Here is a 21396-nt window from a genome sequence, read left to right on the forward strand (position 1 = left end):
ATCTGATCATGCGAAGCCCGAAGACACCCACGGTTCTGGTCATCGGCGCCACCGGCAAGACCGGACGGAGGCTGGTCCCCGAACTGCGGGCGCGCGGCGCGGCCGTGCGGGCCGCCGGTCGCCAGGCGGCCGAGGGCCTGACGCCCTTCGACTGGGGCCGGCCCGAGACCTTCGCCCCGGCCCTGAGCGGCGCCGACGCGGTCTATCTGGTCCCGCCCGCCTTCGTCGAGGACCCGACGGCGGCGACCGGCGCGCTGCTGGACGAGGCGCGGCGGGCCGGCGTCGGGACGGTGGTGCTGCTGTCGTCGCTGGGCGCGACCTTCGCCGGCGAGCCGGAGGGGTCGGGCCGGCGGCTGCTCGAGCGCCAGGTGACGACGTCGGGCCTGGACTGGACGATCCTGCGGCCGACCGGCTTCAACCAGAACTTCTCCGAAGGCTTCCTGCTGCCGGGCATCCTGCAGGCCGACAAGGTCGTCACCGCCGCTGGCCACGGGGCGGTGGCCCATGTCGACGCCGGCGACATCGCCGCCGTGGCGGCGGTCGCCCTGACCGCCCCGGACCACGCCGGCGCCGCCTACGCCGTCACCGGGCCGCAGGCCCTGGACTTCGACGCCGCCGCCGCCCTGATCGGCCAAGCCGCCGGCCGGACCATCACCCACGCGCCGCTGCCTAGCGCGGCGTTCGGCGACATTCTGAAACAGGCCGGGGTCCCGGACGACTACCTGGCCATGGTCCTGCGCGACCAGGCGGGGATCGAGGCCGGCGCGGCCGCGCTCGTCACCGACGTCGTCGCGCGCGTCACCGGCCGCCCGGCCGTCGCCTTCGCCGACTATGCGCGGGGGGCGGCGGGCGCCTGGGCCCGGTCGGCGGCGGCGTGAGCGCCTTGACGCCCTAGGACGGATCGACATTCAGCGCTGTCGGGGCTCTCAGCCCGCGACCCACCCTTCTCAACCGTCATTCCCGCCCTTGGCGGGAATGACGATCCTAAAGACGAGGAGCCTCTCCCCTGACGCCCCGCAGCGGCGAGGCCCCATCCGAGGCGGATGGAAGAACAGTCGCCTGGTCAGGATCGACAGGCGCTGTCAGCTAAAGCTTCCCGCGCACCCGGATAACCTCCACTCACGGCTTTGCGATACCAAACAAGCGCGGCCCCACAGTCTTTCGCGACGCCATGCCCGGCCTCGTAGGCTCGCGCAAGATTGACATAGGCTTCCATGGCGCCGGCGTCGGCGGCCTTGCGAAGCAAGACAAAGGCTTGGCCATAGTCTTGCGGTACGCCAGTTCCGTTTCCGTAGAGCGTCGCAAGATTGTTTTGCGCCGCTGTATTTCCCTGGTCAGCAGCCTTGCGATACCATCGTGCGGCCTCGGCGTTATCCTGCCGCACGCCCCAGCCCCTGAGGTACAGAAGGCCGAGATAGGACTGTGCGGTAGCGTCGCCCTGCTCCGCCGCAGGAGTCCATAGCTTTAGCGCTGTCGCGTAGTCGCTTCGCTTCGCGGCCTCCAGGCCATCTTCGACCGGTCCCGCGAACGCAGAGCAATGGAAAGCGGCCGCCACAACCAAGCCGGCCCAGAGCGTGAAAATTCTGTGCGCCATATCTACCCCCAAGAACTCTGGGTAAGGAACGACACGCGCCGCGCTTATGCAACCAGGTTCGCCGCCGCCCCCTAAGCCGCGTCCAGATCCAGCGAATACCCCGCCGAACGCACCGTGCGGATCGGATCGCCGTCCACATCCCCGTTCAGCGCCTTGCGCAGGCGGCCGATGTGGACGTCCACCGTGCGGGCCTCGACATAGACGTCCGAGCCCCAAACCGCGTCCAGCAGCTGTTCGCGGCTGAACACCCGGCCCGGGTGCTGCATCAGGTAGTCGAGCAGGCGGAACTCGGTGGGGCCCAGGTGGACCTCCTTGCCCTGGCGCTTCACGCGGTGGGCGACCCGGTCGATGACGATGTCGCCGACCGTGATGCGGTCGTCGGCCAGGCCGGGGCGGATGCGGCGCAGGACGGCGCGGACGCGGGCGGTCAGCTCGATCATCGAGAACGGCTTGACCACGTAGTCGTCGGCCCCGGTGTCGAGGCCGCGGATGCGGTCGCTCTCCTCGCCGCGCGCCGTCAGCATGATGATCGGCACGTTGCGGGTCTCGGAGCGGCCGCGCAGGCGGCGGCAGACCTCGATGCCGGAGACCTTGGGCAGCATCCAGTCGAGGATCACCAGGTCGGGGGCGCGCTCGGAGGCCATGGTCAGGGCCTCCTCGCCGTCGCCGGCCACGCCGACGACATAGCCTTCCTTGTCGAGATTGTAGTGCAGCAGGGTGGCCAGGGCGTCTTCGTCTTCGACCACCAGAACGTACGGAGTCACTTGCGCTGGCCCTCTACTTAGTTCGACAGCTCGAGCTTGGGCCGCTGGGAGATGATCTCCTCGCCGGTCAGCTCGAAATGGATAATCTCGGCGATGTTGGTGGCGTGGTCGCCGATGCGCTCGAGGTTCTTGGCCACGAACAGCAGGTGGGCGCACGGATTGATCGTCCGGGGGTCGCCCATCATGTAGGTCAGCAGTTCGCGGAAGATGGCGTTGTAGTGCTCGTCGACCTCCTCGTCGCGGCCCCACACGCCGATGGCGCGCTGCAGGTCCGAGGCGGTGTAGGCGTCCAGCACGTCCTTCAGCCGGCCCTGGACCAAGCGGCCCATGCGCTCGATCGAGCGGGTCAGGGCGCTCATCGGGTCGGCCTCGGTCAGGATCAGGGCGCGCTTGCCGATGTTCTTGGCCATGTCGCCGCAGCGTTCCAGGCTCATCGAGATCTTCAGGGCGGCCACGGCGTGGCGCAGGTCCACGGCCATCGGCTGGCGCAGGGCGATCAGCCGGAAGGCCTTGCGCTCGATCTCGCCCTGCAGGATGTCGAGCCGCTCGTCGCGGGCCACCACCTGCTGAGCCAGGGGCGCGTCGCGGCGGGCGATGCAGTCGATGGCGTCGGCGACCTGGGCCTCGGCCAGGCCGCCCATGCGGGTGACCTCGGCCGTGAGGTGGTTCAGCTCTTCGCCGTAGGATTTGACGGTATGTTCGGTCATGGCGTGATCCTACCGGTTAGCCGAAGCGGCCGGTGATGTAGTCCTGCGTGCGGGTGTCGCGAGGATTGGTGAACATCTCCTCGGTCGGACCGCTCTCGACCAGCTTGCCCAGGTGGAAGAAGGCGGTCTTCTGCGACACGCGGGCGGCCTGAGCCATCGAGTGGGTGACGATGACGATGCAGAACTGGCTGCGCAGCTCGTCGATCAGCTCCTCGATCTTGGCGGTGGCGATCGGGTCGAGGGCCGAGCAGGGCTCGTCCATCAGGATCACTTCCGGCGAGACGGCGATGGCGCGGGCGATGACCAGGCGCTGCTGCTGGCCGCCGGACAGGCCGGTGCCGGGCTGGTGCAGGCGGTCGGAGACCTCGTTCCACAGGCCGGCCTTCTTCAGGCTGCTCTCGACGATGGCCTCCAGCTCGGCCTTGCCGGTGGCCAGGCCGTGGATCTTGGGCCCGTAGGCGACGTTCTCGAAGATCGTCTTGGGGAACGGGTTGGGCTTCTGGAACACCATGCCGACCCGCGAGCGCAGCACCACCGGGTCGACGCTCTTGGCGTTGACGTCGGCGCCGTCGATCTCGATCGAGCCCGCGACCTTGGCCGAGGGGATGGTGTCGTTCATCCGGTTGATGCAGCGCAGGAAGGTCGACTTGCCGCAGCCCGACGGGCCGATGAAGGCGGTGACCGACTTGGCCGGCACGTCCAGGGAGACGTCGAACAGCGCCTGTTTCTCGCCGTAGAAGACGTTGACGTCGCGGGCCCGGATCTTGAACTCGGTGGTGGTCACGTGGCCGTGGCCCGCGGGGATGGCGGCCGCCAGGGCGGGCGCGTGAGCGGCGATCGTGTCGTCGCGGTTTTCGGTCGGCATGGCGTGTCCCAGCGAAAGGCAGGAAGCGAGGGGATTGAGAAGGCGCATCAGTCTACCACCGGCGTTCGAAGCGACGGCGCAGGATCACCGCGGCGGCGTTCATGACGATCATGAAGACCAGCAGCACGATGATGGCGGCGGCGGTGCGTTCGTGGAAGGCGCGCTCCGAGGCGTTCTCCCAGATAAACACCTGGACCGGCAGCACGGTGGCCGAGCTGGTGAAGCTTTCCGGCGCGCCGGGCACGAAGGCGACCATGCCGATCATCAAGAGCGGCGCGGTCTCGCCCAGGGCGTGGGCCAGCGACAGGATGGCGCCGGTCATCACGCCGGGCATGGCCAGCGGCAGCACGTGGTGGAAGACGGTCTGGGCCTTGGAGGCGCCGACGCCCAGGGCGGCTTCGCGGATCGACGGCGGCACCGCCTTCAGGGCGCTGCGGGTGGCGATGATCACGGTCGGCAGGGCCATCAGGGCCAGGACCAGGCCGCCGACCAGCGGCGAGCCGCGCGGCACGTGCAGCCAGTTGATGAACAGCGCCAGGCCCAGCAGGCCGTAGACGATCGACGGCACGGCGGCCAGGTTGTTGATGTTGACCTCGATGACGTCGGTCCAGCGGTTCTTGGGCGCGAACTCCTCGAGATAGACCGCGGCCATCACCCCCACCGGGATGGCGATCAGGGCGGTGATGACCAGCATCATGGCCGAGCCGATCACCGCGCCCCAGACGCCGGCCTGCTCGGGCTCGGTCGAGTCTGAATTGGTGAAGAACTTGGTGTTGAAGCCGGTCTTGACGGTGCCGTCCTTCTTCAGGCGGTCCAGCCAGTCCAGCTGCTGGTTGTCGAGCTTGCGGTCGCCCTCGGCGGTCGAGCGCTTGATCTCGCCCTTGTAGTAGAGGTCGGCGTCGGCCTTGACCGAGCCGGTGACGTCGACGGTCTTGCCGATCAGCGAATGGTCCTTCTTGACCATCTGCAGCAACTGGTTGCCGAAGTCGCGCGAGACCAGGTCCTGGACCTTGCTGGACACTGTGCCCAGGTCGTCGTCCTGGACGCCCAGCTTCTTCATCATCGCCTCGGCGACGATGTAGTCGTAATTGACCCCTTCCAGGGCGCTGGTGTCGATGCGCTCGGGGTTCAGGTAGACCGGCACCGTCAGGGTGTGGGTCTCGAAGGTCGAATAGCCCTGGACCACGATGCGGCCGACCAGCACGACCAGGAAGATCATGGCGATGACGATCGCCGCGATGCCCTGGGCGCGGAACAGCTTTTCGGAACGGTGGCGCTTCTTGAGCAGGGCGTCGCGGGCCGACGAGGCCGGGCGAGCGGCGGGGGCGCCGGGGGAAATGGCCGCGTCAGTCATATTGTTCCCGGTACTTCTGGACGATGCGCAGGGCGATGATGTTCAGGCAGAGGGTGACCACGAACAGGGTCAGGCCCAGGCCGAAGGCCGACAGGGTCTTGGGGCTGTCGAACTCCTGGTCGCCGGTCAGCAGGGTGACGATCTGGACGGTCACGGTGGTGACGGTGTCCAGCGGGTTGGCGGTCAGCTTGGCCTGCAGGCCGGCGGCCATGGTGACGATCATGGTCTCGCCCACCGCGCGGGACACGGCCAGCAGCATGGCGGCCATGATGCCCGGCAGGGCGGCGGGCAGGACCACCTTCTTGACGGTCTCGGACTTGGTCGCGCCCATGGCGTAGCTGCCGTCGCGCAGGCTCTGGGGCACCGAGTTGATGATGTCGTCCGACAGCGAGGAGACGAAGGGGATCAGCATGATGCCCATCACCACCCCGGCCACCAGGGCCATCTGGTTCTGGACCTGCATCAGGTACTGGGCGATTCCGTCCAGCGGGCCGCCGGCCATCTGCTCGCCAATGCCGTTGAAGAAGGCGCGGAACAGCGGGCCGACGGTCAGGGCGGCGAAGAAGCCGTAGACCACGGTCGGCACCCCGGCCAGGATCTCGAGCAGCGGCTTGATCGTCGAGCGCAGGCCGCGGCCGGCGTATTCCGACAGGTAGATCGCCGAGTAGAGGCCGATCGGGGCGGCCACCAGCATGGCGATCATCATGACCAGGAAGGTGCCGGCGAACAGCGGCACCGCGCCGAACGCGCCGGACGAGGCCACCTGGTCGGCGCGCATGGCGATCTGCGGGGCCCATTCGGTGCCGAACAGGAAGCTGAGCGGCGAGACGCTCTCGAAGAAGCGCCAGCTCTCGTAGATCAGCGACATGACGATGCCGAGCGTCGTCAGCACGGCGGCGACCGAGCAGGCGACCAGCACGCCGGCGATCCAGCCCTCCACCCGGTTGCGGGCGCGGAATTCGGTGTTGATGCGCGGCGTGGCCAGCAGGAACCCGGCCAGGGCCAGCAGGCCGGCCAGGCCCAGGACCGAATAGCTGACGATGCCGTCGATCCGCTTGGCCTCGACCACCTTGGCGTCGAAGGCGGCCTTCAGCGGGCCCTCATAGGCCACCTCGCTGGGCGCCTGGCCGACGGCGACGGCGCTGACGTCGCTGAAGAACACGTCTTGTCGATCAGGGGTCAGGGCCTGGACAACCGCCGGGCGCTGGGCCTGCAGCATGGCGTCCTCGACCCGACCGCCGAAGGCCGCGCCCAGCAGCAGCAGCAGCGCCGCGGGGGCGCCGGCCCAGAGGGCGGCGTACAGGCCGTAATAGTTCGGCAGCGAGTGGAGCTTGGCCGTGGAGCCGCCGGACGACTTCAACGCGCGGCTTCGGCCGGCCATGAACGCCGCGCCGGAGAACAGGGCGAGGAAAAGGAGCGAGAGCCAGGTCAGCATGCGTGCGGCGGGGTCTTGCGCGAAGGATGCGGTGGCGACGCCCAACGCGCCGTACCGCCCGCGCCGATCTATGCCGTGCGGGCGCCGACCTTATGCGACGTTTTGGCGACAGTTTTGCGACAGCGTGCGGGAAGGGCGGGTTCGGGGCTTCCGCCCCCCGCCGTCATCCCGGGCCTCGTGCCCGGGACCCCTCCATCCGCCGCAGGTGCGAGGGTGTGGCGCGCCAGCGCGCCATGGCGTCTCACCGTCAGCTGAACCGGGGATCCCGGGCACGAGACCCGGGATGACGGTTAGGTGGGGACGACGGGCTAGGTGGAAAGCGGCGACGGAGACGTGGCGCCCGCCGATTGGTCCCGGCCGTCACCCCGCGCCATCGGCAGATAGACCCCGAACGCCGCGCCCTCGCCCTGCACGCTCTCGACCGTCATGCCGCCGCGGTGGCGGTTCATGATGTGCTTGACGATGGCCAGGCCCAGGCCCGTGCCCGAGCGCTCGCCGCTCTTCTGGCCCTCGACCCGGTAGAAGCGCTCGGTCAGGCGCGGCAGGTGCTCGCGGGCCAGGCCCGGCCCCCGGTCGCTGACCCGCAGCGAGGCGTAGCGCTCGTCCACCGCGTGGTCGGGGGTCAGCAGCGACATCCGCGCCGCCCCCGGGTCGCGCGGGGCGGCGGCCATGTCGGCGGTCAGGCCCGAGAAGATCTCCACCCGCACCACCCCGTCGCGCGGCGTGTACTTGATGGCGTTGTCGACCAGGTTCTGGATCACCTGGACGATCTGGTCGCGGTCGCCCTCGACCACCGCCGCGCCGCGCGGCGGCAGGACCGGATCGAAGGCCACGGCCTTCTCCTTGGCCTGGGGCGCCAGGGCGTCCAGGACGTCGATCGTGGCCATGGCCAGGTCGACCTGGCCCAGCGGGGCGATGTGCTCGTTGAGCTCGATCCGCGACAGGCTCATCAGGTCGTCGATCAGCCGCGCCATCCGCTCGGCCTGGGCCTGCATGATGCCCAGGAACTTGTCGCGCGCGCCGACATCGTCCTTGGCGTGGCCGCGCAGGGTCTCGATGAAGCCCGACAGCGAGGCCAGGGGCGTGCGCAGCTCGTGGCTGGCGTTGGCCAGGAAGTCGGCCCGGGTCCGCTCGCTGCGGCGGGCGTCGGTCTCGTCGCTGAGCACCAGCAGCGCCAGGCGCGACCCGCGCTCGTCGACGCCCAGCGGCGCGCAGTGCGCCGCCCATTCGCGCCCCTGGGCCCCGCCGCCCACATAGTCGACCGAGCGCCGCACGCCGCCGAACAGGCTTTCGTCCACCGCCTCCAGCACCTGGGGGCTGCGCAGGGCCGAGACCAGCAGCCCGCCGCGCGGCTGCAGCTTGAACAGGTCCCGCGCCGCGGCGTTGGCGAACACGAACCGCCGGCCGGTCAGGTCGTCGGCCTCCTCGGCGGCGATCACCATCAGAGGATCCGGCAAGGTCTCGAGAATCAGGCCGAAGGGCGGCGGATGGTCCTGGGCGGCCGGGACGGGCGTCGGCGCGGCGGGATCGGCCGGCCGGTTCAGCGTCCGGCGGGTCAGGACGTAGCCGGCGACGCCGCTGCCCAGGGCCAGGGGGATGGCCGCCGTGGCGTTGGCTCCGCCCGCCGCCGCCAGCGCCAGCAGGGCGGCGGGCCCGGCCAGGACGGCGCCCCAGACCGCCAGGGGCGTGCGGATGGCCCCGTCGGAACGGGCAGACGAAGACGGCGAGGCCATCGGCATGCGGCAGTCTCGATTTCAGCGAGGGGAGGATTCGGCGAACCAGATATGGCGCCCTGGGAACGCTTGCGATAGACCGTCAAACGCCTCGTCGCGCGACGCTGTCGGAAAGCACCGCAATTTCGCCGCAACGTGCCGCAATCTGGGGTCTGGGATTATCTCTAAGGTGTCGTTCGGAATGCAGCGCAAGGTCCTGGTCGCGACAGTCGCAACCGCTCCTCTCCTCGCCATGGCGTTCGGCGCTTATGCTGAGACGGTCATCAACACGGCCCGCACGACGCCGATCGCCACTGCGACGGCGACGTCCGCGGGCGCCGCCGATGACGTGAAGGTCGACACCGGCGGGGGCATCACCCTGACGACGGCCGGCCCGCTGGTCACCTTGAACAGCAACAACAAGGTCACCCTGGGCGGCAACGGCCTGACCACGGTGGGCGTCGACAACTCCACCGGCGTCCTGATCCAGGGCGGCACGACGGGCTCAGTGACCAACAACGCCGCCATCGGCCTGACCGAGGACTACACCCCGACCGACACCGACGGCGACGGCGACGTCGACGGCGTGTTCGCCAAGGGCGCCAACCGCTACGGCGTCCGCCTGGTGGGCCCCGGCGTGTTCACTGGCGACATCGTCCAAGGTTCGACCGGCTCGATCGCCATCGAGGGCAACAATTCGGCCGGCGTCTCGCTGGAGAGCGGCCTGGTCGGCAACCTGACCACCGCCGGCTCGATCACCGTCACCGGCGACAACGCCTATGGCGTCCATGTCGCCGGCCCGGTCACCGGCAAGGTCACCCAGAGCGGATCGGTTTCGGTGCTGGGCCAGAACGCGGTCGGCGTGGCCCTGGACGACAACGTGACCGGCGCCTTCGCCATCCAGGGCGCGGTCTCGGCGACAGGCTACCGCTACACCACCCGGCCGGCCGAAACCTCGGTCGTCAAGCTCGACGCCGACGACCTGCTGCAAGGCGGTCCGGCGGTGCGGGTCGCCGGCGACGTCACCGGCGGCGTGCTGCTGAACGGACCGACGGGCTCCACCGCCGTCAACGGCACGACGACCACCACCACCACGATCTCGTCCTCGACGACCGGCACGGGATCGATCACGGCCATTGGGGGCGCCCCCGCCCTGCTGATCGGTTCGGACACCCGCGCCGTCACCATCGGCGCCGTGGGCGCGGCCGACAACGCCTATGGCCTGCTGGCCAAGGGCGCCATCTCGGCCAACGGCGTCTATGACAAGGTGGCGGCCACCGGCGTGCAGATCGGCGGCCGGACCGGCCAGACCACGACCCTGGTCGGCGGCGCGCGCTTCGACAGCAGCGTCTCGACCAGCGCCCGCGAGGCCAACGCCACCGGGGTCAACCTGACGGCCGGCGCGGCGGTCCCGTCGCTGTGGAACCGTGGCGCGATCAGCGCGGTCAGCTCGTCCTACGCCGGCTCGGGCCTGACGGGCGACGCCCGCGGCCTGGTCGTCAACGCCGGCGCGAACCTGGCCAACCTCACCAACAGCGGCAACATCACGGCCACCCGCAGCGGCGAGACGGGCGACGCCATCGCCGTGCTCGACACGTCCGGCACGCTGAAGACGATCACCAACAGCGGCGCCATCATCGCTCAGGTCGCCGCCCCCACCGTCAAGGCGGACGGCACGACCACCACGACGGCCAAGGCCACCGGCGCGGCGGTCGCCCTGGACCTCAGCGCCTCGACCGGCGGCGTGACCCTGACCCAGGCCGCGCCGGTCTCGACCACCGTCACCACCACCTATCCCAGCACCGACACAGTCACCACGGCGACCTCGACCTCGACCACCGTCACCCCGACGATCGTCGGCGCGATCCGCTTCGGTTCGGGCGCGGACACCTTCGACGTCCAGACGGGGAACGTGGTGGGCGACCTGTCGTTTGGGGCCGGCGCGGACACCCTGAACATCGGCGGAAGCGCGGTGGTGCTGGGCGCGCTGCGCGATTCGGACGGCCAGCTGGCGATCAATGTCGGCAAGGGCTCGCTGGGCCTGACCAACGCCGAGACCATCAACGCCACCAGCCTGACCCTGGGCGCCGACAGCAAGATGGTGTTCACCGCCGATCCCAGCGCCAACAACGGCGCGGGAGCCAACACCCACCTGGTGGTCTCGGGCTCGGCCAACATCGCCTCGGGCGCCCAGATCGGCCTGCGCCTGACCAGCCTGCTGAGCGCCCCGACCAGCTATACGGTGATCACCGCCGGCTCGCTGACCGCCGGGACGATCAACCAGGACCTGCTGGGCGGCACGCCCTACCTGTACGTCGCCTCCAGCCGCACCGACTCCAACAACGTCTATCTGGACGTCCGTCGCCGCACGGCCGCCGAGATCGGCATGAACGCGACCCAGGCCTCGGCCTATGACGCCACCTTCGCGGCCCTGGGCAAGGACACGGCCATCGCCAACGCCTTCCTCAGCCAGTCGACGAAGGACGGCCTGCTGGGTCTGTACGACCAGATGACGCCCGACCAGGGCGAAGGCTTCTTCGCGGCCCTGCAGGACGTCAACCACGCGATCTCGACCGCCACCGCCTTCCGCCCCGATCCGGGCGACCGCTACGGGCCCGACAGCCTGTGGATCCAGGAGATCAACACCCTGGTGCGGCGCGACACCGACGACACCATGGGATCGGACACCCAGGCCTTCGGCTTCGTCGGCGGCTACGAGGCCATGGGCGACGCCGGCGGCGCCCTGGGCCTGACCCTGGCCTATGTCAGCGTCGAGGAGCACGACATCGCCGCCAAGGTGGGCGAGCAGACCACCGGCAACTTCGTCCAGTTGGGGGCCTACTGGCGCCGATCGATCGGCGGTTGGCGCATGAACGTCGGCGGCGGCGGCGGCTATGGCTGGTACGACGGCGACCGGACGTTCAATTCCGGCGACCTGAACGGCGACGGCGCGGCCGACGTCCAGCGCAGGAACAGCGCCAAGTGGAACGGCTACACCTTCAACGCCTACGCGGGCACGGCCTATGAGGCCAAGTTCGCCGGCCGCTACTTCGTTCGCCCCGAGGCCTATCTCAACTATCTCTACTTGGACGAGGGCGCGCGAAACGAGAAGGGCGGCGGCCCCACAGCCACCCCGAACGCCGAAAACGGCTTCGATCAGAACCGCCAGAAGCGCAAGTCCGACAGCCTGACCGGCGACGTCGGCGTGGTCTTCGGCGCGGACTACGGCCGAGACCTGTGGTGGCGTCCCGAAGTGCGGGTCGGCTACCGCCAGACCCTGGCGGGCAAGCTGGGCGACACGGTCTACAGCTTCGCCTACAGCGGCGCCCCCGTCACCACCTTGGCCGCGGCCGACGACAAGGACGGCGCGGTGACCCTGGGCTTCGCCCTGCGGGCCGGAACCCCCATGTCCTACCTGGCGCTGGAAGCCAACGCCGAGGCGGCCAAGAAGCAGAAGCGCTACAACCTCAAGCTCACCGGGCGGGCGATGTTCTGATCGACCCGCGACCGCAGGTCCCATCGACTTTCGGTCAATTGTACGCACACTGATCAATAGGCCCGCGCTTCGGCGCGGGCCTATTTCGTTTTGAATCCAACCGCCTGCCTGCGTGCGGACCCAAGGGTCCGAAAAGGGACCTGAAGGAAAACTCAAAGCCTTCCGCTCTTATCTCTATTTAACACGTAGGAATAATCGTCTTTTGTCTCGCTAACGGCGACGCCGGCCAAGGCGTCGAGAGGGGAAAACCATGACCAAGATTCACACGACCGCCGGGGCCGCCCTGCGCACGGCGCTGATCGCCGGCGCCTCGCTGATCGCCATGACCGGCGCGGCCCACGCCCAAAGCGCCTCGGGGGCGACCCAGACCCCCGAGCAGCAGCAGGCCCGCATCGAGGCGCTGGAAGCCCAGCTGGAGGCCCTGTCCGGCCAGATCGCCGACCTGAAGGCCGCGACCGCCGCCAGCCTCAAGGACGTGCGCACCGCCCAGGCCCAGACCACTGTCAGCATCGCCGGCGGCAAGCCGACCATCGCCTCGGGCGACGGCGCCTTCAGCGCCAACATCCACGCGGTGATGCAGCTGGACGCCACCTGGTACAACCAGGACAGCGGCCTGCCGGCGACGACCACCGGCCGCGACCTCAACAGCGGCACGAACTTCCGCCGCGCCCGCCTGGGCGTCGACGGCAAGGCCTTCAAGAACTTCGACTACGGCGTGCTGCTGGACTTCGGCGGCGCGGGCACCGACGGCGCGGGCCAGCTGCAGGAGCTGTACCTGCAGTACAACTATGCGCCCTTCAAGGTGAAGGTCGGGGCGTTCGCTCCGAACCTGGGCCTGGAGGACGCGGCCTCGACCAACGGTTCGCTGTTCCCCGAGCGTCCCTCGGGTTCCGAAGCCACCCGCGGCCTGGCCGGCGCCGACCGCCGCATCTCGCTGCAGGCCCAGGCCGTGGGCGAGCGCTGGCTGATCTCGGGCGCGGTGACCGGCGCCAAGGCCGGCGACGGCGCCACCTTCGACGAGCAGCTGGGCTATGTGGGCCGCGTCGCCTTCATCCCGTTCAAGGGCTATGACTGGCTGACCCATGTCGGCGTCAACGCCAGCCGGGTGGCCCAGCCCGCCCAGACCGCCGTGGCCGGCGCCTACCCGATCACCGTGGAAGACCGTCCCGAGCTGCGCACCGACGGCACCCGCCTGGTCAGCACCGGGGCCATCGACTCGTCGGGCGCTCGCCACTACGGCCTCGAACTGGCCGCCCAGAAGAAGAACTTCCTGATCCAGGGCGAGTATTTCGACATCGCGCTGGACCGCCGCAACCGCGCCGCCAATGTCACCGATCCGAAGTTCTCGGGCTGGTACCTCGAGGGCGGCTGGGTGCTGACCGGCGAGCAGCGCAAGTACAACGCCGCCAACTTCGCCTTCGACGCGCCGGCGATCGACAACCCGTTCGACCCCAAGGCCGGCAAGTGGGGCGCCTGGGAACTGGCGGCCCGCTATTCGGTGCTGGACCTGAACCACCACGAATATGCGACCGTGGCGGCCGACCGGGTGCGCGGCGGCGTGCAGGAGATCGCCACCGTCGGCCTGAACTGGTTCCCCAACTCGGTGACCAAGTTCTCGCTGGACTATCTGGACGTCGACGTCGACCGTCGCGACGCCGCCGGGCTCCAGATCGGCCAGAGCTACAAGGCCGTCAACCTGCGCAGCCAGTACGCGTTCTAAGATCGGGCGAAGCCACGTCCCTCTCCGTTCGCGAGGGAGGGACGTGGACCGACGCCCGCGCGGCGTCGCCAGCCAGGGCCAGGCTGGTCGCGAGTATTCAAGATCCACCTTCTCTAGCGAGCGACATCGCCATGACCCAAGATCTCAAGACCCCCACGCGACGCGGCCTCCTGGGCTCGGGCGCCGCCGGCGCCGCGGCCCTGGCCGTTCCCGCCGCCCTGGCCGGCTCGGCCCACGCCCAGGGCGTCAAGCCGCTGACCCTGCTGAACGTCAGCTACGACCCGACCCGCGAGCTCTACAAGGACATCAACGCCGCCTACGCCAAGTACTGGAAGGACAAGGTCGGCCAGACCCTGACCATCAACCAGAGCCACGGCGGCTCGGGCAAGCAGGCCCGCTCGGTGATCGACGGCCTGCAAGCCGACGTCGTCACCCTGGCCCTGGCCTATGACATCGACGAGATCGCCGCCAAGGCCAAGCTGCTGCCGGCCAACTGGCAGTCGCGCCTGCCGCAGAACTCCACGCCCTACACCTCGACGATCGTGTTCCTGGTCCGCAAGGGCAATCCCTGGAAGATCAAGGACTGGGGCGACCTGATCAAGCCGGGCATCGACGTGATCACGCCCAACCCCAAGACCTCGGGCGGGGCGCGCTGGAACTACCTGGCCGCCTGGGCCTGGGCGCTGAAGCAGCCGGGCGGCAGCCCCGCCAAGGCCGAGGCCTTCGTCGGCGAGCTGTTCCGGCACGTGCCGGTGCTGGACACCGGGGCGCGCGGCGCGACGACCAGCTTCACCCAGCGCGGCCTGGGCGACGTGCTGCTGTCGTGGGAGAACGAGGCCTACCTGGCGCAGGAGGAACTGCCGGGCAAGTTCGACATCGTCTATCCGTCGCTGTCGATCCTGGCCGAGCCCCCCGTCGCCCTGGTCGACAAGAACGTCGACCGCCACAAGACCCGTCTGGCGGCCGAGGGCTATCTGAACTTCCTCTACAGCCCCATCGCCCAGGACCTGATCGGCAAGAACTACTACCGCCCGCGCAACGCCGCGGCCGCTGCCAAGTACGCCTCGCGGTTCAAGTCCATCCCGCTGGTGACCATCGACGACACCTTCGGCGGCTGGAAGAAGGCCCAGGCCACCCACTTCGCCGACGGCGGCGTCTTCGACCGGATCTACAAGCCGAAATAGGTCCGGCCGCCCACCCCTGCCGACCTTGGCGGCGGAAACGCTTGGCGTTTCCGCCGTTCCGGGTTTTGCTCGACCGTCTGGAACCCGACTTGCCAGCTGGCGTTCTGGGAACTCACGCGGTGGGTCAGAAGGTCGGGCTTCTCACGAATGACGGATATCCTGCGGTCGGAACGCGCGGCGGAAGACCTGGCCGCCGAGCATGGCGTCGGCGACCCTTTCGCGGCGGCGATCCGCGCCGTTCGCATGGCGATGATCGTCACCGACGCCCATCAGCCCGACAATCCGATCATCTTCGCCAACGACGCCTTCCTGGACTTGACCGGCTATAGCCGCGACGAGGTCATCGGCCGCAACTGCCGCTTCCTGCAGGGGCCCGGCACCGACCCGGCGATGGTCACGCGCCTGCGCCGCGCCGTCGCCGACGGCGAGGACCTCACGATCGACATCCTCAACTACCGCAAGGACGGCACGACCTTCTGGAACGCCCTGAGCCTGTCGCCCGTGCGCGGCGCGAGCGGCGGTATCGACTACTTCTTCGGCTCGCAGCTGAACATCAGCGACAAGAAGCAGGTCGAGTTCGAGCTGGGCGACGCCCGCAGCCGGCTGGAGGCCGCCGTCGAGGCCCGCACCGCCGACCTGACCCAGGCTCTGCAACAGAAGACCGCCCTGCTCCACGAGGTGGACCACCGGGTCAAGAACAACCTCCAGCTCATCTCGTCCCTGCTGCTGCTGCAGAACCGCCGCGTCACCGACCCGGCGGTCAAGAACAGCCTGCGCGGCATGCTGGAGCGGGTCAGCGCCATCGCCACCGTCCATCGTCGCCTGTTCCAGAGCGACGACGTCGAGCGCTTCGACGTCTCGGCCTTCGTGCGCGACCTGGTCAACGACATGATGGGCGCGGCGCGGCGCGAGGACATCAAGGTCCGCCTGGACCTGGAGCGCGTCGACATCGCCGCCTCCAAGGCCGCCCCCCTGGCCCTGGTGATCAGCGAACTGTTCTCCAACGCCCTGCGCCACGCCTTCCCGCCCGAGGCCATGAACGGCCGCCAGGGCGAGATCTTCGTCGGCATCGCACGCCAGAATGGAGATTTCCGGATCGAAATCACCGATGACGGCGTTGGACAGGAGAGTTCCGCATCGTCGGGCGGATTCGGTCTGACCATCGTCCAGCTGCTGTGCCAGCAGCTTAAGGCGCGGACCGAGACCACACCCGCCGACCCCGGGACGCGCGTCGTGGTGCACTTGCCGGTCAATGGCGTTCATCACTGAAGAAGGTTGATGTGGTGATGACCGAGCGCCCGCTCGACGTTCTGATCGTGGAAGACGAGGTCCTGCTGGCCACAGAGCTGGAGTTCCTGGTCGAGGAGGTCGGGTTCCATTCCGTCGGCCTGGCCATGAGCTCGGACGAGGCCGTGGCCCTGGCCTGCGACCTACATCCGGACCTTGCCCTGGTCGACGTCCACCTCCGCGACGGCCCCACGGGCGTCGAGGTCGCCCGCACCATCCATAACGACTGCGGCGGCGTGGCCCTGTTCATGACCGCCAATGTCAAGCGCCTGCCCGACGACTTCGCCGGCGCCTGCGGGGTGATCGGCAAGCCCTATTCCGAACACGGCGTGAAGACCGCCCTGTCCTATCTGACCGTCTGCCTGCGCGAGGGCCAAGCGCCCGGCCCGCCGCCGATCGGGCTGGAGCTGTCGCCGGCCTATGCCGAGCGTTGGGGCCTCTCGGCCCTGCCCCAAGCCGTCTAGGCATGGGCGTTCCGCTTGTGGCTTCCGTTGTCGGCACGGCGGCCGCCCTGCTGTCGATCACCAGTTTCGCCCCGCAGATCGTCAAGATCTGGCGCGAGAAGGACGCCTCCTCGGTGTCGCTGCGCACCTATGTCGTCACCGTCACCGGCTTTTCCTGCTGGATCGCCTATGGCGTGCTGATCAAGGCCTGGCCGGTGATCGCCTCGAACACCGCCTGCCTGCTGATGTCCGGCGCGGTTCTGGCGCTGAAGTGGCGATTCAGCCGCGAGGGTGACTGAGCCCCCTGCCTGTCATCCCGGGCCGGCGGCGCGGAGATCGCGGATGACAATCGAGGTTGAAGACGTGACAGGGGTCCCCACGTCCGCTATCGAGGCGCGCCTTTCGCCTTACAGGACCGCCGCCTTGACCGACGTCGCCGAGGAAGCGGGCTGGGCCACCGCCAAGACCCTGGCCGAAGCCCTGCCCTACATCCAGATCTACGACCGCGAGACGGTGGTGATCAAATACGGCGGCCACGCCATGGGCCAGGAGCAGGTGGCCAAGCTGTTCGCGGCCGACGCCGTGCTGCTCAAGCTGCTGGGCGTCCATCCGGTCGTGGTGCACGGCGGCGGTCCGCAGATCAGCCGCATGCTCGACAAGGCCGGCGTCAAGTCGACCTTCGTCGACGGGCTGCGCGTCACCGACGAGGCGACGATGGAAGTGGCCGAGATGGTGCTGTCGGGGGCCATCAACAAGGAAATCGCCAACTGGATCACGCTCGCGGGCGCTGAAGCCGACGTGCGCGGCGTGGGCCTGTCGGGCAAGGACGCCCGGATGATCACCGCCGAGAAGGTCACCCGCACCCGCAAGGATCCGGGCAGCAACATCGAGCAGGCGGTCGACCTGGGCTTCGTGGGCGAGCCGACCAAGATCGACCCGCACATCATCCAGGCCCTGCTGACCTCGGAGACCGACTACATCCCGGTGATCGCCCCGATCGGCGTGTCCGAACAAGGCCAGACCTTCAACATCAACGCCGACACCGTGGCCGGCGCGCTCGCGGGCGCCTTGAAGGCCAAGCGGATGCTGATGCTGACCGACATCGCCGGGGTGCTGGACGGCGAGGGCCAGCTGATCCGCCAGATGACCGTCGCCGAGGCCCGCGGCCTGATCGAGAGCGGCGTGGCCAGCGGCGGCATGATCCCCAAGCTGGAGAACGCCATCCACGCGGTGGAGTCCGGCGTCGAGGCCGTGGTCATCCTGGACGGTCGCCGCCCCCACGCCATGCTCGTCGAACTGTTCAGCGAGCACGGCGCGGGCACGCTGATCTCGAAATGAGCGGGCTCGACCTGACCCCAGATCTCCGGCACGTTGAGACTTGGCTGTTCGATCTCGACAACACCCTCTATCCGGCCGAATGCGAGTTCATGGCCCTGATCGAGGGCAAGATGACCGACTTCATGGAGCGGGCCACCGGCCTGCCTCGCGAAAAGGCCCGGGCCATCCAGAAGCGCTACTACACCGAGCACGGCACCACCCTGGCCGGGCTGATGGCCCATCACGGTATCGAGCCGAAGGAATTCCTCGACGAGGTGCACGACGTCTCGATGGACTGCCTGACGCCCGACCCGGCGCTGCGGGCGGCGATCGAGGCCCTGCCGGGACGCCGGCTGGTGTTCACCAACGGCTCGCTGGGCCACGCCGACCGGGTGCTGAACCACCTGGGCCTGGCGCACCTGATGGAGGACGTCTTCGCCATCGAGACGGCCGACTACCTGCCCAAGCCGGCCATGGCCACGTTCGAGAAGGTGGTCGCCCGCCACGCCCTGGCCCCGCCGGCCACCGCCTTCTTCGAGGACAGCGAGAAGAACCTCGCCCCCGCCGCGCTGCTGGGCATGACCACCGTCCTGGTCGGCGCCCACGCGGCCGCCTCGACCGCCGATTTCGTCCATCACCGCACGCACGACCTCGCCAGGTTCCTGACCTCGGCGCGCCTGAAGGAAGCCTCACGATGACCGCCCTGACCCTCGCCGATCTTCAGACCGAAGTCGAAGCTGCCTGGGAGGCCCGCGACGGCGTCTCCACCGCCACCACCGGCCCGGTGCGCACGGCGGTCGAGGAGACCCTGCTGATGATCGACGCCGGCAAGGTGCGGGTGTCGGAAAAGATCGACGGCGAGTGGACCACCCACCAGTGGCTGAAGAAGGCGGTGCTGCTGTCGTTCCGCCTGAACCCCAACAAGGTCATGCACGCCGGGACCCTGGGCGGGGCGGTGGGTCCGTGGTGGGACAAGGTCCCCAACAAGTTCGACGGCTGGGACGCCCCGCAGTTCGAGGCCGCCGGCTTCCGCGCCGTGCCCGGCTCGATCGTCCGCCGCGGCGCCTATGTCGGCAAGAACGTCATCCTGATGCCGTCGTTCGTGAACATCGGCGCCTATGTGGACGACTCCACCATGGTCGACACCTGGGTGACGGTCGGCTCGTGCGCCCAGATCGGCAAGCGCGTCCACCTGTCGGGCGGCGTCGGCATCGGCGGCGTGCTGGAGCCCCTGCAGGCCAACCCGACCATCATCGAGGACGACTGCTTCATCGGCGCCCGCTCGGAAGTGGTCGAGGGCGTGGTGGTCGGCGAGGGCAGCGTCCTGTCGATGGGGGTGTTCATCTCGGCCTCGACCAAGATCGTCGACCGCGCCACCGGCCAGATCCACATCGGCAAGGTGCCGCCCTACAGCGTCGTGGTGCCCGGCAGCCTGCCCGACAAGAACGGCGGCCCCAGCCTGTCCTGCGCGGTGATCGTCAAGACCGTCGACGCCAAGACGCGATCCAAGACCTCGATCAACGACCTGCTGCGGGACTAGGCGCGAGGTACCCCCTCAGTCGCTCCGCGACAGCTCCCCAGAGGGGGAGCATCTGGCGCGGACAAGCTCCTCCCCCTTTGGGGGAGGTGGCCCGGAGGGCCGGAGGGGGATCGCCGCGCCGAGGAAAACGCCATGACCGCCACCCTGACCGCCCTGCGCAACGGCGACCTGGCCGGCGCTCGCGAACTGCGGCTCCGCGAGCGGCTGACCGCGTTCCCGTCCGAGATCTTCGCCCTGGCCGAGACGCTGGAGGTGCTGGACCTCAGCGGCGGCGCCCTGACCAGCCTGCCCGACGACCTGGACCGGCTGACCAAGCTGCGGGTGCTGTTCTGCTCGGGCAACCGGTTCGAGCGGCTGCCGCCAGCCCTGGGCGACTGCCCGGCGCTGAGCCAGGTCGGCTTTCGCGGTTGCGGCCTGCGCGAGATCCCGGCCGAATCCCTGCCGCCCGCCCTGCGCTGGCTGACCCTGACCGACAACGCCATCGAAACCCTGCCGGCCGCGCTGGGCGAGCGGCCCTTGCTTCAGAAGCTGATGCTGTCGGGCAATCGGCTGGAGGCCCTGCCGGACAGCCTGGCCGGCCATTCGCGGCTGGAACTGCTGCGCCTGGCGGCCAACCGCTTCGAGGCCCTGCCCGGCTGGCTGGCGGAGGCCCCGAACCTGGCGTGGCTGGCCTGGGCCGGCAATCCGTTCGACCATGGCGCGCCGCCGTCCGGGCGGACCGTCGCCTGGTCGGCCCTGCGGCCGGGCCGTCCGCTGGGCGAGGGCGCCTCGGGCCTGGTCCAGGCGGCCGAGTGGACCGACGGCGCCCAAACCCATCCCGTCGCCCTGAAGCTTTTCAAGGGGGCGATGACCAGCGACGGCCTGCCCGAGCGCGAGATGGCCGCCTGCCTGGCCGCCGGCGAGCATCCGAACCTGACCGGCGCCCTGGGCCAGCTGGTCGACCATCCCGACGGCGCCCAGGGCCTGCTGATGGCCCTGCTGCCGCCGGACTGGCGGGTGCTGGCCGGACCGCCCAGCCTGGAGAGCTGCTCGCGCGACGTCTACGACCCGGCCCTGCGCCTGGACCTCGACGTCGCCCTGCGCATCGCCCGCGACGTGGCGACCGGCGCGGCCCACCTGCATGCCAAGGGCCTGTCGCACGGCGACCTTTACGCCCACAACATCCTGTGGGACGGCGCAATCGGACAGGCCGTGCTCAGCGACCTGGGCGGGGCCTCGTTCCTGCCGAACGGTCCCGGCGACCGGCTGGACCGCCTGGACGTCCTGGCCTTCGGCCGGCTGCTGGCCGAGTTGCTGGCGCGGGTCGACGGAGCGCCGCCCGCCGCCGTCCAGGGCCTGCTGGCCGACTGCCTCGGCGCCGACGCGCCGTCCCGGCCGAGCCTGGCGCACGCCGCCAACGTCCTCGGCTGACGGGGACACGCCCTTGCGGCGTGTCCCCCGATGAAGAGCGCCGCGCCTGGACGTGGGGACACGCCGCGAGGGCGCGTCCCCGCTCTAGTACGGCGTTCCGTCCTTCCGCCGGTAGAAATCCTCCCCCGCCCGCGCGACCATGTCGATGTCGCTGTAGGTGCAGGTGTCCTGGCCCGGTCGGCGCGAGCCCATCTCCAGCAACACCGCCTCGCGGTCGGAGCGGTTCTCCAGGTGGTGCCCGTTCGCGACGCCGGCCTTGAAGCCCGCGCAGTCGCCGGCCCGCAAGACGGTCTCGCCGGCGTCATCGACCAGCACCACCTCGCCCCCGACCACCCAGACGAACTCGTCCTCGGCCGAGTGCCAGTGGCGCTGGCTGCTCCATTGGCCGGGCGGCAGGCGCATCAGGTTGACGCCGAACTGGTCCAGCCCCGCGAGGTCGCCCAGGGCCCAGCGCCGCCGTCCCTGGCACTTGGCGTCGTGAGGCGGCGGATAGTCGGTTCCGACCCGTGTGGGCGCGGCGGGGATGTCGATCTTGGGCATGGCGGCGTTCTCGGGTTTGCGTCGGGCG

General features: G+C 69.5%; 19 protein-coding genes. 11 read left to right on the forward strand and 8 right to left on the reverse strand.

All coding sequences use genetic code 11. From position 1 onward, the window contains the following. Positions 1-8: 8 nt before the first annotated feature. Positions 9-878, forward strand: coding sequence for an NAD(P)H-binding protein (locus tag ASD47_RS08840; protein ID WP_056754606.1), 870 nt, complete (start codon positions 9-11; stop codon positions 876-878). A 185-nt stretch (positions 879-1063) separates the two neighbouring features. Here the strand turns inward: ASD47_RS08840 and ASD47_RS26060 are convergent, their stop codons facing one another. The 7 genes from ASD47_RS26060 to ASD47_RS08870 all read right to left on the reverse strand — a co-directional run bounded on the left by ASD47_RS26060 (position 1064) and on the right by ASD47_RS08870 (position 8458). Further along, on the reverse strand, positions 1064-1594 hold the full coding sequence (locus ASD47_RS26060) for a tetratricopeptide repeat protein (protein ID WP_156402180.1): 531 nt from the start codon (positions 1592-1594) through the stop codon (positions 1064-1066). 71 nt (positions 1595-1665) lie between these two features. After that, positions 1666-2358, reverse strand: coding sequence for a phosphate regulon transcriptional regulator PhoB (gene phoB / locus ASD47_RS08845; RefSeq protein WP_012288542.1), 693 nt, complete (start codon positions 2356-2358; stop codon positions 1666-1668). A 17-nt stretch (positions 2359-2375) separates the two neighbouring features. Further along, positions 2376-3065, reverse strand: coding sequence for a phosphate signaling complex protein PhoU (gene phoU, locus ASD47_RS08850; protein WP_056754609.1), 690 nt, complete (start codon positions 3063-3065; stop codon positions 2376-2378). 16 nt (positions 3066-3081) lie between these two features. Then, positions 3082-3930 (reverse strand): phosphate ABC transporter ATP-binding protein PstB, encoded by an 849-nt coding sequence (gene pstB / locus ASD47_RS08855; RefSeq protein WP_056754611.1) that lies wholly within the window; start codon positions 3928-3930, stop codon positions 3082-3084. Positions 3931-3982: 52 nt separating this feature from the next. Continuing rightward, on the reverse strand, positions 3983-5284 hold the full coding sequence (pstA, locus tag ASD47_RS08860; RefSeq protein WP_056754614.1) for a phosphate ABC transporter permease PstA: 1302 nt from the start codon (positions 5282-5284) through the stop codon (positions 3983-3985). Then, a complete protein-coding gene (pstC, locus tag ASD47_RS08865; protein WP_056754619.1) occupies positions 5277-6719 on the reverse strand; it encodes a phosphate ABC transporter permease subunit PstC in 1443 nt (480 codons plus the stop codon). The genes pstA and pstC overlap by 8 nt, the downstream gene beginning before the upstream one ends. Before the next feature lie 308 nt (positions 6720-7027). Next, the gene (locus ASD47_RS08870; protein ID WP_056754622.1) at positions 7028-8458 is read right to left on the reverse strand and encodes a cell wall metabolism sensor histidine kinase WalK; all 1431 of its coding nucleotides are present in this window, start codon (positions 8456-8458) and stop codon (positions 7028-7030) included. A gap of 175 nt (positions 8459-8633) precedes the next feature. On the opposite strand from ASD47_RS08870, the gene ASD47_RS08875 reads away from it, so the two are divergent. The 10 genes from ASD47_RS08875 (at position 8634) to ASD47_RS08920 (ending at position 20828) form a co-directional block, all read left to right on the forward strand. Further along, positions 8634-11927, forward strand: a complete 3294-nt coding sequence (locus tag ASD47_RS08875; protein WP_056754628.1) for an autotransporter domain-containing protein — start codon at positions 8634-8636, stop codon at positions 11925-11927. 250 nt (positions 11928-12177) lie between these two features. Next, the gene (locus ASD47_RS08880; protein WP_056754631.1) at positions 12178-13647 is read left to right on the forward strand and encodes a porin; all 1470 of its coding nucleotides are present in this window, start codon (positions 12178-12180) and stop codon (positions 13645-13647) included. A gap of 131 nt (positions 13648-13778) precedes the next feature. Further along, entirely contained in the window at positions 13779-14831 is a 1053-nt protein-coding gene (locus ASD47_RS08885) for a sulfate ABC transporter substrate-binding protein (RefSeq protein ID WP_056754633.1), read from the forward strand. Between the two features lie 147 nt (positions 14832-14978). Beyond that, on the forward strand, positions 14979-16100 hold the full coding sequence (locus tag ASD47_RS08890) for a histidine kinase dimerization/phosphoacceptor domain -containing protein (protein WP_056754636.1): 1122 nt from the start codon (positions 14979-14981) through the stop codon (positions 16098-16100). A gap of 17 nt (positions 16101-16117) precedes the next feature. Further along, a complete protein-coding gene (locus ASD47_RS08895) occupies positions 16118-16582 on the forward strand; it encodes a response regulator (protein WP_056754704.1) in 465 nt (154 codons plus the stop codon). A 2-nt stretch (positions 16583-16584) separates the two neighbouring features. Further along, positions 16585-16860 (forward strand): SemiSWEET family sugar transporter, encoded by a 276-nt coding sequence (locus ASD47_RS08900; RefSeq protein ID WP_056754638.1) that lies wholly within the window; start codon positions 16585-16587, stop codon positions 16858-16860. A 124-nt stretch (positions 16861-16984) separates the two neighbouring features. After that, positions 16985-17899 carry an acetylglutamate kinase gene (gene argB / locus ASD47_RS08905; RefSeq protein WP_056754641.1) on the forward strand — a complete coding sequence of 305 codons (915 nt, stop codon included), beginning with the start codon at positions 16985-16987 and terminating at the stop codon, positions 17897-17899. Then, positions 17896-18576, forward strand: a complete 681-nt coding sequence (locus tag ASD47_RS08910) for a pyrimidine 5'-nucleotidase (RefSeq protein ID WP_369800275.1) — start codon at positions 17896-17898, stop codon at positions 18574-18576. The genes argB and ASD47_RS08910 overlap by 4 nt, the downstream gene beginning before the upstream one ends. Next, positions 18573-19418, forward strand: a complete 846-nt coding sequence (dapD, locus tag ASD47_RS08915) for a 2,3,4,5-tetrahydropyridine-2,6-dicarboxylate N-succinyltransferase (RefSeq protein ID WP_056754643.1) — start codon at positions 18573-18575, stop codon at positions 19416-19418. The genes ASD47_RS08910 and dapD overlap by 4 nt, the downstream gene beginning before the upstream one ends. 132 nt (positions 19419-19550) lie before the next feature. Next, positions 19551-20828 (forward strand): leucine-rich repeat-containing protein kinase family protein, encoded by a 1278-nt coding sequence (locus ASD47_RS08920; protein WP_056754646.1) that lies wholly within the window; start codon positions 19551-19553, stop codon positions 20826-20828. An 84-nt stretch (positions 20829-20912) separates the two neighbouring features. Here ASD47_RS08920 and ASD47_RS08925 read toward each other — a convergent pair whose 3' ends face one another. Beyond that, on the reverse strand, positions 20913-21368 hold the full coding sequence (locus tag ASD47_RS08925) for a cupin domain-containing protein (protein ID WP_056754649.1): 456 nt from the start codon (positions 21366-21368) through the stop codon (positions 20913-20915). Positions 21369-21396 lie beyond the last annotated feature (28 nt).

It is taken from the genome of Caulobacter sp. Root1472 (genome assembly GCF_001426985.1).
Taxonomy (GTDB): domain Bacteria; phylum Pseudomonadota; class Alphaproteobacteria; order Caulobacterales; family Caulobacteraceae; genus Caulobacter; species Caulobacter rhizosphaerae.

Excerpts from the sequence above, each read along its gene's own strand:
- ASD47_RS08840 (WP_056754606.1), top strand. The coding sequence starts at position 9 with ATGCGAAGCCCGAAGACACCCACGGTTCTGGTCATCGGCGCCACCGGC.
- pstB (WP_056754611.1), bottom strand. The coding sequence starts at position 3,930 with ATGCCGACCGAAAACCGCGACGACACGATCGCCGCTCACGCGCCCGCC.
- ASD47_RS08870 (WP_056754622.1), bottom strand. The coding sequence starts at position 8,458 with ATGCCGATGGCCTCGCCGTCTTCGTCTGCCCGTTCCGACGGGGCCATC.
- dapD (WP_056754643.1), top strand. The coding sequence starts at position 18,573 with ATGACCGCCCTGACCCTCGCCGATCTTCAGACCGAAGTCGAAGCTGCC.
- ASD47_RS08910 (WP_369800275.1), top strand. The coding sequence starts at position 17,896 with ATGAGCGGGCTCGACCTGACCCCAGATCTCCGGCACGTTGAGACTTGG.
- ASD47_RS08900 (WP_056754638.1), top strand. The coding sequence starts at position 16,585 with ATGGGCGTTCCGCTTGTGGCTTCCGTTGTCGGCACGGCGGCCGCCCTG.
- ASD47_RS08875 (WP_056754628.1), top strand. The coding sequence starts at position 8,634 with ATGCAGCGCAAGGTCCTGGTCGCGACAGTCGCAACCGCTCCTCTCCTC.
- ASD47_RS26060 (WP_156402180.1), bottom strand. The coding sequence starts at position 1,594 with ATGGCGCACAGAATTTTCACGCTCTGGGCCGGCTTGGTTGTGGCGGCC.
- ASD47_RS08920 (WP_056754646.1), top strand. The coding sequence starts at position 19,551 with ATGACCGCCACCCTGACCGCCCTGCGCAACGGCGACCTGGCCGGCGCT.
- ASD47_RS08890 (WP_056754636.1), top strand. The coding sequence starts at position 14,979 with ATGACGGATATCCTGCGGTCGGAACGCGCGGCGGAAGACCTGGCCGCC.
- ASD47_RS08895 (WP_056754704.1), top strand. The coding sequence starts at position 16,118 with ATGACCGAGCGCCCGCTCGACGTTCTGATCGTGGAAGACGAGGTCCTG.
- ASD47_RS08880 (WP_056754631.1), top strand. The coding sequence starts at position 12,178 with ATGACCAAGATTCACACGACCGCCGGGGCCGCCCTGCGCACGGCGCTG.
- phoU (WP_056754609.1), bottom strand. The coding sequence starts at position 3,065 with ATGACCGAACATACCGTCAAATCCTACGGCGAAGAGCTGAACCACCTC.
- pstA (WP_056754614.1), bottom strand. The coding sequence starts at position 5,284 with ATGACTGACGCGGCCATTTCCCCCGGCGCCCCCGCCGCTCGCCCGGCC.
- ASD47_RS08885 (WP_056754633.1), top strand. The coding sequence starts at position 13,779 with ATGACCCAAGATCTCAAGACCCCCACGCGACGCGGCCTCCTGGGCTCG.
- ASD47_RS08925 (WP_056754649.1), bottom strand. The coding sequence starts at position 21,368 with ATGCCCAAGATCGACATCCCCGCCGCGCCCACACGGGTCGGAACCGAC.
- pstC (WP_056754619.1), bottom strand. The coding sequence starts at position 6,719 with ATGCTGACCTGGCTCTCGCTCCTTTTCCTCGCCCTGTTCTCCGGCGCG.